This is a genomic window from Arcicella sp., from assembly GCF_964672035.1.
Genome location: NZ_CBABQS010000099.1, coordinates 1 through 14,075 on the forward strand (window position 1 = coordinate 1; position 14,075 = coordinate 14,075).

Sequence of the window (14,075 nt, forward strand, 5' to 3'; positions counted from 1 at the left end):
GGGAGTTTGGTTGCCCTGTACGGTTTTGGTTTCCGTGTGTCAGTTTTTGGGGCATCGTAGGCGGGTGTTTTGGGGTTTCATCCCCAGAGGCTTGTTTGCTGGCTTTGGGCGTAGATCACTAATTTTGTCGGTCGGTTCAGTTTTTGGGCAATTTTAATACTGTGTTGAGTTCCTTTGCTTAGCCCGTCCCACATGGCCACCACTTGCTCACAGTCTTCAATGAGTTGCTGGTTGCGTATTGGTCCAGCCGCTTTGCCGTATGCTTTCCAGTTTGCAAGGTGGATTGTTAGCGGTAGGTTGTTTTCTTGGGCGTAGCGTTCGGCCAGTGCATCGGCTCCAGTTGCGCCCCCACTTATTATTTCAGTGGGTTTGTCGCCCAGGTTATCAAGTATTGTTTTTAATTGTTCGTAGTTATCAAATGTTCTACTTCCTATTACAGCCGTTTTCATGTACTTCTTTTTTTAATTATAGTACAATTTACACATTTTTACGCACATAAACAATACAAAATTTAAATAAATTGTACTTTAAATAGTCTTTTGTGCCATATATGCAGTATAATTGTACTATTTTATGTCATATTGTCATATTTTATGTATTGTTTTTATAGATAATTGTACTATCTTTGTTATGTAGAAACAACGAAAGTAAAAACACTTACAAACATGACAACGGAAGCAGTTAAACCAATCTATTTAGCAAAGATTAGTCAGGTTACTAACCTTACCACTCGCATTGATGCAGTCCGCATTACAGACGATAAATATATTATCGTTTACTTCTCCTATTCTTCTTGTACTCGTGGTTTCTCAAAAAATGTAATGAAAAATTACGGCTCAAAATTTAACGGTTTTTCTCCCATCTCACAGGCTCAATTTAAGGCCTTGTGCAATAAACAAGTAATCTAATGGAAGTATCAAAATACCAAATTTTCAACCTTTGGGAGTCAATGGTTGCGGATTCAGACATGAAAAAACAAACACTTATTAACGAAGCAATTAAGGTTTTTTACAAGGGTGTTACCTCTGATTCCATCAACTGTCATTTACTTAATCTTGCCTATACTTTCGTTAGGCGTTATTCATAATTTCTCAATTTCAACCAATCACGTACCATGTCAACGACTACAAAAACAACCCCATCTATTTACGTCGGCACCTACAAAAAATATAACGAAGGTTCCCTTTTCGGCCAATGGTTAGACCTTACCGAATATGCTGATAAAGACGAATTTTTACAAGCGTGTGCAGAGTTACACGCCGACGAAGAAGATCCAGAGTTCATGTTTCAAGATTGGGAGGGAATCAATGATAAATACATTTCTGAAAGTTCTATTTCAGACGATTTCTTTACGTTTCAAGCCAATACCGCTGATTTTGACGAGGATAAATTAGTAGCCTACGAAACGTTTATTTCAGTATTTGGCAACGATGATATTTCAGTATTTGAAGATTCGTTTCAAGGCGCTTATGATTCGGAGGAAGATTTTACGTATCAACTCGTGGAAGATTGCGGGTATCTTTCCAATGTTCCCGCCACCGTAGCCAACTATTTTGATTACGAAAAGTTCAGCCGTGATTTATTTATGTCGGATTATCACTACGATAACGGTTTTGTATTCCGCAACATTTAACCAGCATTTCAATCAATTTTTTTCATATTTCACAACCGCCTAACGTCTCTATAGTCAAGACGTTAGGTACAAAACAAACACGTATCATGTCCAACAAAACAGCAACCGCAAACAGTAACGATTTAGTAAGATTGTACCAAGTAACCGACCCAGAAGGCGAAATCACCAGCAAGTACAAATATTTGCCAGGTTCGCCCAAAAATTACCGTTTCGATGGACGTACAGGGGATTTTAATTTAGGTGGAGTTGCTCCGTTAGGAAAGAAAATCAAGATTCAGCCCATTGCGTTCCGCTTTATGGAAGATTCTTTATTTGCCCGTAAATCGGATGCCACAGGAGATTTTAAGCGTGAATTGTGGTGTGAGGTTTTCTTTATCGACGAGAAAAACGCAGTTTCTTACATCATGTTCAACAACGGTTCAGCAAGAAATTTACAGAAGTTAATCGAATCACTTTTCTACGATGATTTGGAAATTACAGATTTAGTGCTTTCAATTTCGGGTGAGAAGAAAGAGAACGATAAGGGTAAATACTTTTTGGTAAATTTTGAGTTTGAAATTGCCGATAAAAACAAGGTTGCAGAATACCGCCAGCTTTGCGAAGATATCCAGATTTTCAGCCGTGACACCATCACTCAAACGGCCGAAATTGGACTTTGTTCTAACAGCTATCCAGTCGCTTGTTTGCCCGTTTTAGAAGCTCAGCCATTGCTAAATTAACCATAACGTATAAGTTTAACCGTGAGGGGTTCGCCCCTCACTTTTCACCTCAACTCTACTCACATGAAACTCATCAAAATCATCATCGACAATACGCAAAACAAGGTTTTCGGCCAGTCAGAGACCCAAACAGGGGAACGAACGGTAAAAGAGTACAAGGGATTTAATTCGGTAGGGCAGGAAGCAAAAAAAGTAAAAGAAACCAAAGAAGTAACCATCTACGATTTACGCTTATGACCGCCATCGACACCCAAGAACTCGCTTATAAATTGGAGGATGAAGCCAAAGAAATCATAGGCTATCTCTTTGAAAATTGCTTTTCAACCATCACCCCCGAACAATTCAAGCAATTGCCAGAACCGAAGAAATTAGTCTTCCAAAACCGAATCAAGAATCTTAGAAAATTGGATGAATTGATCACAAAGCTGACTCACGTAGCAACTTTAGAATCAATCACTTACCGAAACAAAAAAGAATTAATTATCAACGTTTTAAATTCAATGTTATGAAAAAAGCATTACACGAACATTGGCAGGAACTTTTGCAAGACTTCCCAGAAGCCACCAACCGAGATTTAGTGAATTGGGGAATGGAATTTAAAAGATGTATAAATATATAAATATCTAAAAATTAACAATTTACGAAACAGATTGTAAGCTCTTTACGAAATCCCACTGTTTGAGCGTAGCGAGTTTGGGATTTCTTGATTTTCTTTTGTTACTTTTCTTGTATCAAGACAAGAAAAGTAAGCATAAGCGAAACGGTATATTGCCATTCCGACACAGACCAAATAAATTTTTCAAGCATTTTCTCATAGAGAATAATGTACATAAAAATTGGCAGCAATTAAGAGTAGAAGTAGAAGAAAATTTAAAAGAATTTCAAAACACATGAAAAATCCCAAGATAAAAAAAATCACCAACGACGAATACCGAGCGTTACCCCGAATCAGTAACAGCGATTTAGGAGACTTTGAAGATATTGTTTTCAACCGTCCCGAGCGAGAGAAACCGCTTACAGCGTTCAGTTTCGGCACCGCCGTACACGAACTGATTTTAGAACCCCAAATCATCGACCGACTCCCCCAAAACTTGGACATTGCCAAAGTCCAGGTCTTAGCCAAAACGTTTTGGGCGGAGCCGTGGCTGAAATGGTTACTCAGATTCTCCAAAAAGGAAGAAGTCATTTTGTGGACCTGTCCAGTAACGGGTTTACCCCTCAAATCAAAACTGGATATTATCCTACGAGGACGCACCGTTTACGACATCAAAACCACTTCCGCCAGTAGCATCGAACAATTTGCCAAACATTGCCAAGAATACGGCTACGACCGACAGGCAGCCTTTTACATGGACAGCATCGGAGCCAAACGGTTTTTCTTCATTGCCTTATCCAAAACTAAGAAAGATACCGTGTTTATCATGGAAGCGGACAGCTCATTCATTGAGTCAGGAAGAAAGAAGTATCGAAAATTATTGTCCGTTTGGCAACAACGGAATCAACCTTTACCCAACACGTAGAATCATGGATGAAATAGATTTAGGATTAACCTTAGCAACGAATTATCCGAAAAATATTAGAGCCTATTCATTTCAGCAAGATTGCGGTAAATGGAAAGGAGTTATCTACCTTGAAGTTACCGAAATGTACCTGATGATTCAAAGGAATTTAGCATTAGAGAAATTAGACAAAGCAAACGAAAAGCTAAGAAAGGCCGAAAGAAAGGCTTTGCGGAGAGAACACACTGTTTTTGCCATCAAAGGCACATTAGATGCTATTGAACATAATTTGACAGTCTTAGAACGAAGAAAAACGTTATAAACAACCTTAAAATTTTTACAATTGCATTAATTATTGTTACTTCGATTCATGTAATTTTAATATGCACGAAAAAAGCATGGAAGAGTTTAAGGAAAAACAGAAACGCCAAAGGGTAATAATTGTTGAAAAATACATTTACGCTGACTACGAGTGGAAGATTGAAAAAATATTTACCAATGTGACCAAATGTTATGCTTTGCACTTTAAAGCATTTTTCTGGGACCATGAAATATTTAAATCTTTTCAGTATCAGTCTTTTATTAAAGCAGTAAGAAATAACGAAGGCATCTTTGAGAACCAAGATTTCTACGGTGACAAAGTGAAATTTAGATACACAATTCATCAATTGAAGTAGAGCATAGATTTAGATTCATAAAATGTTAAGATATTATCATTTGTATTTGCAGAGCATAAATTTAAGCCATAAAAAACCCTCAACATCGAAAGACCTTGGGGGTTTTTGATCTACATAGCAACCGATGTTACCCGTTGCCATGAGGTAGCATCCCGAAATACCTTCACGTTCAAAGTTGTATTAAAAACCTCCATCCCAACCACTGGATTCGTAATAGCGTTAATCTGTGCGGTAGTCATTGACGGCATTTGAAACGTGCCTCTCGTGTATTTTGCCGGAACTTTAACATAATCTACAACCTTTCCAATATTGTCAGTAAGAGGCAAAAGCATATCTCCAGCATCCAACGTAAACGTAACCTGAGTACCTGCATCACCAGAAAATGTAATGGCAATGGTTGAACGAGTAGTCGCAATAAATTTCTGTGGTAAATCAATATCAAAAGGGTACGTACCAACCCCAACAGGAAAGGCGTATGTACCCGATAATTGTTTAAATCCTCCCGATAATTGTGCAAATCGGTTGGTAAAAAAACGAAGTGGATTAAATACATCATTGATGAACCCCATAAACTGAACTTCATTAATGACAAAATCCAATGACGGAGGATTGAAGATATCTGAATACCCCCGATCAGTAAGATAAACAGCATCAGCCGCCTGATACCAAACAAAAACCCCAGAACCCATTTCAGTCTCACGACAGCTAAAAACTTTCTGGGCAATCGTATTGAAATAACGACGACCATCAACCAAATCTTCCGTGGGTTCTTCGGCCAATTGTTCTAAACCTATAGCAAGTACCGAAGCATCCATTTTCTGATTAATCGCCGCATTGTTGGCATCACATAACCCCTTGACAACCAATGCATCAAAAACTTTTCCGCTTAATTGTTCGGGAGTGAGTTCATGATTAGTAAGCCATTGAACACCCAAGACATTACTCTTGTCAAATTTGGCATTTAACAAGGTCGCATCAACAGGAGCGCCACCACCCGAAGACCCATTTCCCAAAAGTTCACGTGCCAACACGGCCGTAATCAGCGTAATCCGACTTAGTTTGTTTCTCAAAATAAAGCCAGTATCAGTCAATACCTCAGTATTCAACCTCGATAACTCATTTTGTAATATTTGTAATCGTGTCATTGTATTGGTGTTAAAAATGCCACGTAGTTTATGACGTGGCATTTATTGAAAATTGTATTTTATTGTGGCCCAATCAAAACAGCTAATTGCTGGGCATATTCAAGTCGCTTTGCTTCATATCGGTCAATCGTCGCATTGTATTTTAATATCATTGCGGTTGCCGCATTGTTTTTCTTGGTGAGCGATGCCATTTTCTTTGCATCAGTTTCAGTAAGTAAAGCCGTTGCGTAGGCTGACTGTTGAGCCTGTTTTGCCGTTCGTCTCTCTTGCGTTTTTGCAATCTGAGCCAACTTAGTCGCTATTTGTTTCTGTTTCGAGGCTATCTTTTTAGCCTTAATTTCTGCGGGCGTTAATGCCATGATTTGTAAGGATTTAAATGTGAAAAATAATTGATTTTAGAATGGCCCCATCAAAACCGCTAATTGTTGAGCATATACCATTCGCTTTGCTTCGTATCGGTCAATAGCAGCATCATATTTTGATGTCAGTGCATTGGCCGAATTAATTTTCTTGTTCATAAATGCAATTTGATAGGGTGTCAAATCTGAATGAGTGTTTAAATACGTAACATAACCTGTCAAAAGCGTTTGTTTGAAAGTTCGTTTATCGTCTATGTTTGCTATCTGTGACAACTTTGTAGCAATCTGCTTTTGCTTGGAGGCTATTCGCTTAGCCTTGATTTCTAAGGATGTTAATGCCATGAACTTTAAAATTTAGATGGTGAATTTTTGATTAAAAAAAATGGCGACAAGTCATAAAACAAGCCACCATTTTTTCTGAACATTACCCTGATGTCAGGTATTAAATACCACCATCAACCGCCACAACCTTTGAAGTGGTGTAAGCACCGTTACCCAAAAGGTATTGTTTGCCGTTTACTTCTTGGTAGAATTCTACCCCAAACACGACTACGATTGGATGCGTACTGGCCGCAGGAAGTGGCAACGCCAACGTTTGTGCGGCCACTACCTCATTCGAGTAAGGAATCAAGGCACTTGTTACCGTGACCCCGTCCGAATCCTTCGCTTCAAAATCAATGGAAGAAGCAGACCCCACTAACTTCAAATGAGTTGTACCCGTTGGAGCCGACACATCACGAGCAGCATTGAAAGCATCCACCGAAATTGAGTGAGTACCCAAGGCACGCATGATGATAGGCATGAAGCCCATGAACGCAATTGTTGAAAGAATGGCTTTTTCATTAAATTCAAAGCCGTTCAATAATTCAATTTCCGCATCAATTACCCCACGCTGACCACGATCATTCACCGCATCAGTAGAAACAATTTCACGCATCTTTTTGGTCATCCGTGAGGTCATCATTTTGTCAGAAATGTTGGCCACAACCTGACGGAATGAATCACGAGCCGTTTTTCCAGCGGATGCCGCATTACCAAATTCCGAATTGTTTTCCAACGTACGCACTGCCGTAATTGCCCGTGGTTTTTGGGCCTGAGAAATGTTGCCATTTGCCCCGAAAGTTAAGCCCCCGACAGTTCCTTGAATGCCGAGAATACCCGTTTGTCTTGCCATTTTTAGCGAAAGTTTTAAAGTTTTACAAAGTAATTTTTATGATTATGCCTACCGGCTTAAATCCGTAGTAATTCCAAGGCAATTCCAAGGTAAATCCAAGGTAATTCCCACTAAGTCCAAGTCACTACCAACATTCTTGTCTGTAAAGTTGCTTTTGTTTTGCTGGCATCTTTCTGTATAGCCGTGGTAAAAGTGCAGGGGTAATTGAATCATCACAAGCAAACAACCCGTTTCTTAAATTTTGTGCGTTTCGTTGAGCAATTGTAGACGGTGGATAACTCCCATTTACATCATCGTACCAAACTGTACCAGAAGCTACCAAGTAAATATCCAATCGAATAGTAAGTAATGGACTCCAAACATTTACCAGTAAACGACCGTACAAATCCGTTTTCTTCGTGCCTTGAATTTGTTGGATAATTACCAGTTTTCTATCAAGATATTTGACTAAGGTATCACGGGCTTGCAATCCAAAATCCTGCTTCAATTCGGGTGCATCAACATTCAAGATTCTGCAATTCGTTTTTACACCATTCCAGATAATTTCAAAAGTATCACCATCAATAACACGGGTACACCGAACCGTAACCAATGGCATCGACTGAGAAAACGCATTAATCGAGGTAAGAAGAAATGCGAGCGTGAGTAACTTTTTCATCGAGATATTGATTATAATATTGACTTGTAAATGATGCTACAAATATCTAACTTAGTACTCGTAACCATCAGTAATACAGCCCTTTTGACCATCATGAGCCAAATTCAATTATCACTTTTTGAAGATTTTATAAACGCCTACGAATCCGAGAAAAAAGAAGCAGAAAAACCAAAGAGAGAAACCGCCGAGGGAGACTTTAAATTTACCTTCTTAGTAAACTCCTCCCACATCCAAGTATGGCGAGACTGCGACATCAAGACCGCCCAAAGAAGACTCAGAAAAATCAAGAAACATTACGGCATAGAAGGAGGGAAGTGGCTCACCTTCGAGCAAGTAGCCCGCTACGAAGGTTGGAACAGCCAATTATTATTAGACGAAATGCAAACCCGAAGATTGAAACTAAAAGAACGCCACAAAAACAGAGACTAAAAAAAAGAGCGATGCACTATTAAATGTACATCGCTCTTTTCTATGCTTGAAAGCTATAATATTACCAATTAATAAAATCATTTGTAAGAATAATGGTTAATGCCTACCTTTTGGGAATTATTAATACAATTGTATCACAATTTGAATTTTAAATCAAAAATGGAGTGTTTTATGTACTTAATGAAGCTCAAATAAACAGCATCTTAATACATTTATTTTATTCAATTTATCAACAATACAAGAAGTACGACAAGAATAGTACAACGAAAAATTAGCAAAGTACCAAAAAATACAAAAAGTACGACAAAACTTTCGCAAATACTCGATCGTTATCTCCTATGCTATGAACGACCTTTTAAACACAAACTGAAAACCGAATTTTGAAAATTCGATAATACAAAAAAAATGGACAGAAAAGAATTTTTAACAAAAGGAGCTTTGGTTGGTGTCACTTCTATAATTGGCTCAAACAATGCGTTTGCCCAAAATTTGACCAGCAATAACATTGACAAATTAGTGGATGCCAACGGTAACTTTGTTCATCAACCTTTGCCCTATTCAGAGAACTTTTTAGAGCCCTATATGGACACTGAAACTTTGCATTTGCACTACACTTTTCATCACGGTGGAGCAGTAAAAGGAGCAAACAAAGACCTTTCTATGATTAAAAAGGCATTGGACGACAATAACCTTGAAACGGTGGACTTTTGGACAAAAAAACTTTCTTTTCATTCATCTTCACATATTTTACATTCCATTTTTTGGACAAACTTAACCAACAAGCAAAACCAACCAACAGGCGAACTTTTAAAACGAATAGATAAAAACTTTGGCTCGTTTGACAGACTAAAAGCACTTATTGGCGAAACTTCTAAAAATGTGGACGGTAACGGTTGGGGAATTTTAGCATATCAACCTTACAGCGACAGTTTGACAATATTACAATGTGAAAACCACGAAAAATTAACACAATGGGGTTGTATTCCTTTGTTGGTTATTGACGTTTGGGAACATTCTTATTATCTAAAATACAAAAACAAACGTGCCGACTTTGTGGACGCAATTTTCAACATCATCAATTGGGACAACGTAGCCCAACGACTAAACGATGCAACAAAATTGACGAAGTGAAAGAAGCACAGCAGATAACATGGGCTTGTGGCAAGTGGGAGCTGACGGAAGTTATTGAACATTAGGAATTCTTTTGTACTTTTGTTTCGGCGGACGGAAACCTTTTGAACATTTGCAAGTAACTCAGTATCAGTAATTTATATCGGCAGACGTTCGGGCGGACGAGTTTCAAATCCCCCACCTTCCACAAGCCCTTTTCGTTCCATCCTTGACTGGTAGAACCACTCCGTCCCCGTGGCTGATTGTTGAACGGGGTCGCCCAGACCAGCCAATTTGCGTCAGCTATTTTCCAAGCTATTTTTTCATAACTAACTTATAGTCAGTTAGTTAAATTAATTTCTCTTAATGCCTGGTGAGGACACCAGACACGGAAATAAATAATTTAAACAAAGAATAAATGCAAAATTTAATGTCTAATTTCTCTGGACTTGAAATGTCAAGAATGGAGATGAAAAAAGTTAAAGGTGGAGCATGACACGTTTGGCATATTAGTTCTTCTGGCAATTACAATGTAAACAAAGGAGACAATTTAAGCAAACAAGATGCAAAGGCTTGAGCTGCAGGCTTAGTTCAGTCTTTTGGTTCGGGCTATGAGCCACAGCTAAGAAGCCAACCCATTTCTGTAAAGTCGTATAAGAAATAATTTCTATATTATTGCCTATATCTTTCAACAAAACCTTTGCAAGATTGAGCAAAATCTTAAATTATTTTTGGTTAATAATAATTGGAAAAATCACTTCGTCCAAACTGCCTTTAATGCCTCCCTATTTCCATTAAATACATTCACATCCATATCAAAAGCAGTACCAGGCACATTATACAAACATGTACCAGTTTTAGTACAATTTATCTCACTACTAAACTGCCATAGTGAGTATGTCTTCCAAACCTTGCTATCAAATGTTGGAATATCTTTCCTAAATCTCGCATACCACAACCCACACTTTGCAAAAACACTTGAACTATCATACTTACTATTAATTTGTAAAAGCACGTCTCTATTACAATAAATGAATGGAAACCTGCCAGTCCTCTCAAATATTCTATTTACAAAAACCTCAGCATTCGCCAGCGACATATGAGCAGTATCAATAATTTCCAAATCCAGCGACAAAAGTACATTCTGAGTATCTCCAACCGTTTTTAAATAGAAATCTGCCTGCTTTACTGCATCACCAGCAAGTCCTAAATGATATGAACCAAAAAGGTAGCCTTCCAGTAAAGCCTTATTTTTTCTTGCTAAATACTTAGTATCTGCTACCATTCCCTTGGAAGTTCGATGAATAACACCCACTACCTTTTTATCAGTTTTCATTTTATTCCAATCAATATCATTTCCTGAAAAAGCATCAATTACAATAACAGAATTTTCACCAGTCCAAGGCTGATTGAACTCGGAAGACTGTGCATATAACAAATTAATTGAAAGGATACTGAGAATTATTGATAATATTTCTTTCATCTTTTTTCTGAATAAAAGCGATTAATTCTTGAGGTTAAATTTTTAGTCTGTTTCAAACTCTAAATTTTTATGGTTGATATTTTTCCAAAAAGCGAGCCTAAATTTTTTAAATCGAATACTTTTGTCAAAGATATATTAAACAATGGAATACTTTGCTGTCTTAGGAAAGCCTCGAAGCCTAAAGAAATACCAGGATTTAGTACCGTGGCCTCTAACTTTATTTGTGCAAATAAATTTTTATCAACAGCATAGTAATTATACTCCTTAGTTAGTGTAGATATAGTTGAATATGGGTAATTGAAATTATTAATACCTGATAAGAATTGGGTTTTAATATTAACAGCATTTGTGCTAATAATATAAGTGAAACCTAAACTTAAGTTATAATTGAACTGTCTTACAACTTCCTGAGTTAGCATAGGTTGAAATGAAGTATCTCTCTTAAAAACTACCTGCTTTGTTTTCGATACTATATTAGAATTTTGATACGATTTTGTAATAGTTTGAAGTCCGAAATAAAAGCCTCCCGTAAAGAACAATTTTTTAGTTTCTGAAGAAAAATAGTCTATCTTTCTTAAATAATCAATACTTGCAAATAGATTATCCGTAACTATTGTACGTTTAGCATTATAATAACCCTTTGTTATAGAAATGGAATCACCATCAAAATTTTTAATGCCATTACTAAATGGCACTCTTACTAATGAATCATTTTGTTGAGTATATCTATTTTTACCAAACGTCAAATAAAACCAATTTTTAGAGTTTTTAGGAGATGCATTTACTAATACACTTCCTTTAAAATACAAATCTTTAAAAATAGGGCCATCTAACAAATCAAGATTACTACCAGTAAATAACCAAAATTCATAACCATTTTTTTTCTCATCACTCAAACTATCATCTACAAAAGGCTTTATGTAAATACTATATTTTGTAATACCGTCTTCTAAGGTTAATACACTACCATCCGCTTTCGTAGCTTTTAATTCCAAGATAATCATCCTATCATTTTTCATGTTTCTTGGAAATTTGATACTAAATTCCTTGCTTACTTCTTTACTTGGGTCAAATTCCAAAGTTCTATTATTCGGCAAAAATATTTCGGCATCATCAGGTTGGAAATCATTTTTAACAAACGAAAATGTTACAGTTCCCATAAAAGTTTGTTTGGGTACTGTTATCTTAAAAGTTTGTGTCAATTCTTTCTTTGAATCAGAAACAAGCGTATCAACTTTCCTCTCAAAAAAAGCCTTAAGCTTAACTTGTGAAAATGAATTGAATGACAAAATTGATAAAATAAAGATTGCGAGAAAAGATTTCATGGCTATATGAATTTTTAAAAATTATAAGAGTGATTAATCATTAATTTCAACAGTGTAAAATTTATTTAAAGATTACTGTTTCACAATTTATCGTTAATAAATCCATCAAAAATCTTATTATTCGGTCAAATACCACAAAAAAAGTCCTAAGAACCACATTCTCAGGACTTCCCAATATAACCACTACGCTTACACACCAACCGCCTATAAAAATTATACTTATCTATTTCCCAGCATTAGCTCGGCTCTTGCCGAGTTACAATTCTCAAAAAGCCCTCTGAGCGAACTGTAAATACAAAATGTTTAATTATTTAAGTAAACTATTAAGTTCTGAATTATTCTATTCATAGCTGTTTAGAAATAATTTACTGACTCGAAACAGTTTTAGTCACTTGACTACGGAGATTAATGAGTTCTGCCAAAGTAAAATACAGTAGCGCTAATAGATGATAGAAAAAACAATATCACACCCTTTTCCACGCATTAAGTAGAGTCTGGTGCTTATACTCGTCCACTAACTTAGCATAAATCTGTGTCGTTTTTATATCAGAATGCCCCATTAATTGCTGAACAACCTCAATGGGTACCCCACGGCTCAAAGATTGCGTTGCGAAGGTGTGACGGGCAGAATGGCAGGTAATGAGCTTATATTTCTCAATCTCTTCACTGACAGATTGATTATTCTTGTACGTAAAAACCTCTATTTTATCATCTATGCCTGCTTTTCTCCAATGATTTTCAACGCTTCATTCATTTTCTGATTGCTAATTACTGGCAAAGCCTTATAATGAGTCTCTTTATATTTCTCAATAATTTCAACGGCTTCGGGTATCAATACAATTTCGATTTTCTTTCTGGATTTTGAGTAGAACGAATCAGTTTTTTGAGGAACGAATGAAATTAAAGTATTGCCTTTATATTCTACAATATTAGATTTTGATAATCGGAATAGGTCAGAGTGTCGCAAGCCGGTGTAACAAGCAAACAAAAAGGTATCTCGAATTCTGTCCAAGTGTTCAGGTAATTCAACTTCACGGATTGATTCTATTTCTTCATGAGTGAGAAAGATTTTATCAATCTGCAATTTGGTTACTTTCATTTGAGCATGTTCGTGTGAAAGTTGAATCCTTCTAACTTTTTCGCACCAATGAAAAAATGTATTTAAATTTTTGGTGTGCAATCCCAAAGAATTAGGCTGATACTCGAAATTAGAGACCATCCAAGCAATAAATGCATTATAGACACCATCTGTAAAATTATTGACGAGTGTAGGGTTAGTAGCACAAAATTGGGCCAGATGATTGCGAGTAGTTTTCAACGATTTCAACGTACTCAACTTCTTGCCTTCGGTTTCGCTATGCTTATAAAAATCATCGTAAACATCAATCAGTGATAAACTAATAACAATTTCTTTTTTAACTGATTGTGGAGCGATGCAGTCTTTAAGTTGCTGAGGAGTTGGAATAATTCTTTGCAGTTTGAAGTGATGTGCTGCACTCTATAAATCGGAGCGGAGTTAAGAAAGACGCTCATTAGCATGTTGCCGTCCTTCATGTGAACGCCTGAATTTCATTTTGTCGCCGTCTCAGTCAGTAAGTTTGCACTTCTCACCAGTAAAATAACGTAAATCACTCCCAGCGTAGAAATACCGAAGGAAAACGGGACATAAACCGTTAGAATCTTGCTTAGATTCAATCAATTGAAACTTTATATTCATGGGTGCGGTAATTGGTGCGGTAAAAAGTGTATTATATCAGTCTGAATATGTATTATAAAGATAAGAAGAAAGGGGGATTTTAAAGCAAAAACGCACAAATAAAGCTTATTTGTGCGTTTTGTAATTCTAAGTGAATTGTATAATTGT

22 protein-coding genes are annotated in these 14,075 nt (G+C 36.7%); 11 read left to right on the plus strand and 11 right to left on the minus strand.

Annotation, left to right across the window (positions count from 1 at the left end; all coding sequences use genetic code 11):
- Window positions 1-77: 77 nt before the first annotated feature.
- Complete coding sequence (locus tag AC1W31_RS18500; protein WP_481735974.1) at window positions 78-449, minus strand: DUF2493 domain-containing protein; 372 nt, start codon at window positions 447-449, stop codon at window positions 78-80.
- Between the two features lie 216 nt (window positions 450-665).
- Here AC1W31_RS18500 and AC1W31_RS18505 point away from each other — a divergent pair, with 216 nt between their 5' ends.
- From AC1W31_RS18505 to AC1W31_RS18545, 9 genes are all read left to right on the plus strand, one after another.
- Window positions 666-908, plus strand: coding sequence for a hypothetical protein (locus AC1W31_RS18505; protein ID WP_481735975.1), 243 nt, complete (start codon window positions 666-668; stop codon window positions 906-908).
- Complete coding sequence (locus AC1W31_RS18510; RefSeq protein ID WP_481735976.1) at window positions 908-1,087, plus strand: hypothetical protein; 180 nt, start codon at window positions 908-910, stop codon at window positions 1,085-1,087. Before AC1W31_RS18505 ends, AC1W31_RS18510 begins: the two co-directional genes overlap by 1 nt.
- 27 nt (window positions 1,088-1,114) lie before the next feature.
- Window positions 1,115-1,633, plus strand: a complete 519-nt coding sequence (locus AC1W31_RS18515; RefSeq protein ID WP_481735977.1) for an antirestriction protein ArdA — start codon at window positions 1,115-1,117, stop codon at window positions 1,631-1,633.
- A gap of 86 nt (window positions 1,634-1,719) precedes the next feature.
- Window positions 1,720-2,352 (plus strand): hypothetical protein, encoded by a 633-nt coding sequence (locus AC1W31_RS18520; RefSeq protein WP_481735978.1) that lies wholly within the window; start codon window positions 1,720-1,722, stop codon window positions 2,350-2,352.
- 63 nt (window positions 2,353-2,415) lie between these two features.
- Entirely contained in the window at window positions 2,416-2,589 is a 174-nt protein-coding gene (locus AC1W31_RS18525; RefSeq protein WP_481735979.1) for a hypothetical protein, read from the plus strand.
- Window positions 2,586-2,861 carry a hypothetical protein gene (locus AC1W31_RS18530; RefSeq protein WP_481735980.1) on the plus strand — a complete coding sequence of 92 codons (276 nt, stop codon included), beginning with the start codon at window positions 2,586-2,588 and terminating at the stop codon, window positions 2,859-2,861. Before AC1W31_RS18525 ends, AC1W31_RS18530 begins: the two co-directional genes overlap by 4 nt.
- A 381-nt stretch (window positions 2,862-3,242) precedes the next feature.
- Window positions 3,243-3,872: a PD-(D/E)XK nuclease-like domain-containing protein gene (locus AC1W31_RS18535; protein ID WP_481735981.1), complete on the plus strand. Its 630-nt coding sequence runs from the start codon at window positions 3,243-3,245 to the stop codon at window positions 3,870-3,872.
- 4 nt (window positions 3,873-3,876) lie between these two features.
- Window positions 3,877-4,173 carry a hypothetical protein gene (locus tag AC1W31_RS18540; protein WP_481735982.1) on the plus strand — a complete coding sequence of 99 codons (297 nt, stop codon included), beginning with the start codon at window positions 3,877-3,879 and terminating at the stop codon, window positions 4,171-4,173.
- Window positions 4,174-4,249: 76 nt separating this feature from the next.
- Window positions 4,250-4,528: a hypothetical protein gene (locus AC1W31_RS18545; protein WP_481735983.1), complete on the plus strand. Its 279-nt coding sequence runs from the start codon at window positions 4,250-4,252 to the stop codon at window positions 4,526-4,528.
- A 110-nt stretch (window positions 4,529-4,638) separates the two neighbouring features.
- On the opposite strand, the gene AC1W31_RS18550 is transcribed toward AC1W31_RS18545, so the two are convergent.
- From AC1W31_RS18550 to AC1W31_RS18570, 5 genes are all read right to left on the minus strand, one after another.
- A complete protein-coding gene (locus tag AC1W31_RS18550) occupies window positions 4,639-5,673 on the minus strand; it encodes a hypothetical protein (protein ID WP_481735984.1) in 1,035 nt (344 codons plus the stop codon).
- A 59-nt stretch (window positions 5,674-5,732) separates the two neighbouring features.
- Entirely contained in the window at window positions 5,733-6,032 is a 300-nt protein-coding gene (locus AC1W31_RS18555; protein ID WP_481735985.1) for a hypothetical protein, read from the minus strand.
- A gap of 36 nt (window positions 6,033-6,068) precedes the next feature.
- Complete coding sequence (locus tag AC1W31_RS18560) at window positions 6,069-6,374, minus strand: hypothetical protein (RefSeq protein WP_481735986.1); 306 nt, start codon at window positions 6,372-6,374, stop codon at window positions 6,069-6,071.
- Window positions 6,375-6,474: 100 nt separating this feature from the next.
- Window positions 6,475-7,206, minus strand: a complete 732-nt coding sequence (locus AC1W31_RS18565) for a hypothetical protein (protein WP_481735987.1) — start codon at window positions 7,204-7,206, stop codon at window positions 6,475-6,477.
- A gap of 124 nt (window positions 7,207-7,330) precedes the next feature.
- Window positions 7,331-7,864: a thermonuclease family protein gene (locus tag AC1W31_RS18570; RefSeq protein WP_481735988.1), complete on the minus strand. Its 534-nt coding sequence runs from the start codon at window positions 7,862-7,864 to the stop codon at window positions 7,331-7,333.
- 30 nt (window positions 7,865-7,894) lie between these two features.
- Here AC1W31_RS18570 and AC1W31_RS18575 point away from each other — a divergent pair, with 30 nt between their 5' ends.
- Window positions 7,895-8,293 (plus strand): hypothetical protein, encoded by a 399-nt coding sequence (locus AC1W31_RS18575; protein WP_481735989.1) that lies wholly within the window; start codon window positions 7,895-7,897, stop codon window positions 8,291-8,293.
- A 405-nt stretch (window positions 8,294-8,698) separates the two neighbouring features.
- Window positions 8,699-9,424, plus strand: coding sequence for a superoxide dismutase (locus tag AC1W31_RS18580; RefSeq protein ID WP_481735990.1), 726 nt, complete (start codon window positions 8,699-8,701; stop codon window positions 9,422-9,424).
- Between the two features lie 137 nt (window positions 9,425-9,561).
- On the opposite strand, the gene AC1W31_RS18585 is transcribed toward AC1W31_RS18580, so the two are convergent.
- The 5 genes from AC1W31_RS18585 to AC1W31_RS18605 form a co-directional block, all read right to left on the minus strand.
- A complete protein-coding gene (locus tag AC1W31_RS18585) occupies window positions 9,562-9,696 on the minus strand; it encodes a hypothetical protein (RefSeq protein WP_481735991.1) in 135 nt (44 codons plus the stop codon).
- Between the two features lie 461 nt (window positions 9,697-10,157).
- Window positions 10,158-10,886, minus strand: coding sequence for a glycoside hydrolase family 25 protein (locus AC1W31_RS18590; RefSeq protein WP_481735992.1), 729 nt, complete (start codon window positions 10,884-10,886; stop codon window positions 10,158-10,160).
- Between the two features lie 59 nt (window positions 10,887-10,945).
- A complete protein-coding gene (locus AC1W31_RS18595; RefSeq protein ID WP_481735993.1) occupies window positions 10,946-12,211 on the minus strand; it encodes a hypothetical protein in 1,266 nt (421 codons plus the stop codon).
- A 464-nt stretch (window positions 12,212-12,675) separates the two neighbouring features.
- Window positions 12,676-12,927 (minus strand): tyrosine-type recombinase/integrase, encoded by a 252-nt coding sequence (locus tag AC1W31_RS18600; RefSeq protein ID WP_481735994.1) that lies wholly within the window; start codon window positions 12,925-12,927, stop codon window positions 12,676-12,678.
- On the minus strand, window positions 12,924-13,688 hold the full coding sequence (locus AC1W31_RS18605) for a phage integrase SAM-like domain-containing protein (protein ID WP_481735995.1): 765 nt from the start codon (window positions 13,686-13,688) through the stop codon (window positions 12,924-12,926). The genes AC1W31_RS18600 and AC1W31_RS18605 overlap by 4 nt, the downstream gene beginning before the upstream one ends.
- Window positions 13,689-14,075: the final 387 nt, after the last annotated feature.

Coding starts and splice junctions, on each gene's coding strand:
- AC1W31_RS18500 (WP_481735974.1), bottom strand. CDS start 449: ATGAAAACGGCTGTAATAGGAAGTAGAACATTTGATAACTACGAACAA.
- AC1W31_RS18505 (WP_481735975.1), top strand. CDS start 666: ATGACAACGGAAGCAGTTAAACCAATCTATTTAGCAAAGATTAGTCAG.
- AC1W31_RS18510 (WP_481735976.1), top strand. CDS start 908: ATGGAAGTATCAAAATACCAAATTTTCAACCTTTGGGAGTCAATGGTT.
- AC1W31_RS18515 (WP_481735977.1), top strand. CDS start 1,115: ATGTCAACGACTACAAAAACAACCCCATCTATTTACGTCGGCACCTAC.
- AC1W31_RS18520 (WP_481735978.1), top strand. CDS start 1,720: ATGTCCAACAAAACAGCAACCGCAAACAGTAACGATTTAGTAAGATTG.
- AC1W31_RS18525 (WP_481735979.1), top strand. CDS start 2,416: ATGAAACTCATCAAAATCATCATCGACAATACGCAAAACAAGGTTTTC.
- AC1W31_RS18530 (WP_481735980.1), top strand. CDS start 2,586: ATGACCGCCATCGACACCCAAGAACTCGCTTATAAATTGGAGGATGAA.
- AC1W31_RS18535 (WP_481735981.1), top strand. CDS start 3,243: ATGAAAAATCCCAAGATAAAAAAAATCACCAACGACGAATACCGAGCG.
- AC1W31_RS18540 (WP_481735982.1), top strand. CDS start 3,877: ATGGATGAAATAGATTTAGGATTAACCTTAGCAACGAATTATCCGAAA.
- AC1W31_RS18545 (WP_481735983.1), top strand. CDS start 4,250: ATGGAAGAGTTTAAGGAAAAACAGAAACGCCAAAGGGTAATAATTGTT.
- AC1W31_RS18550 (WP_481735984.1), bottom strand. CDS start 5,673: ATGACACGATTACAAATATTACAAAATGAGTTATCGAGGTTGAATACT.
- AC1W31_RS18555 (WP_481735985.1), bottom strand. CDS start 6,032: ATGGCATTAACGCCCGCAGAAATTAAGGCTAAAAAGATAGCCTCGAAA.
- AC1W31_RS18560 (WP_481735986.1), bottom strand. CDS start 6,374: ATGGCATTAACATCCTTAGAAATCAAGGCTAAGCGAATAGCCTCCAAG.
- AC1W31_RS18565 (WP_481735987.1), bottom strand. CDS start 7,206: ATGGCAAGACAAACGGGTATTCTCGGCATTCAAGGAACTGTCGGGGGC.
- AC1W31_RS18570 (WP_481735988.1), bottom strand. CDS start 7,864: ATGAAAAAGTTACTCACGCTCGCATTTCTTCTTACCTCGATTAATGCG.
- AC1W31_RS18575 (WP_481735989.1), top strand. CDS start 7,895: ATGATGCTACAAATATCTAACTTAGTACTCGTAACCATCAGTAATACA.
- AC1W31_RS18580 (WP_481735990.1), top strand. CDS start 8,699: ATGGACAGAAAAGAATTTTTAACAAAAGGAGCTTTGGTTGGTGTCACT.
- AC1W31_RS18590 (WP_481735992.1), bottom strand. CDS start 10,886: ATGAAAGAAATATTATCAATAATTCTCAGTATCCTTTCAATTAATTTG.
- AC1W31_RS18595 (WP_481735993.1), bottom strand. CDS start 12,211: ATGAAATCTTTTCTCGCAATCTTTATTTTATCAATTTTGTCATTCAAT.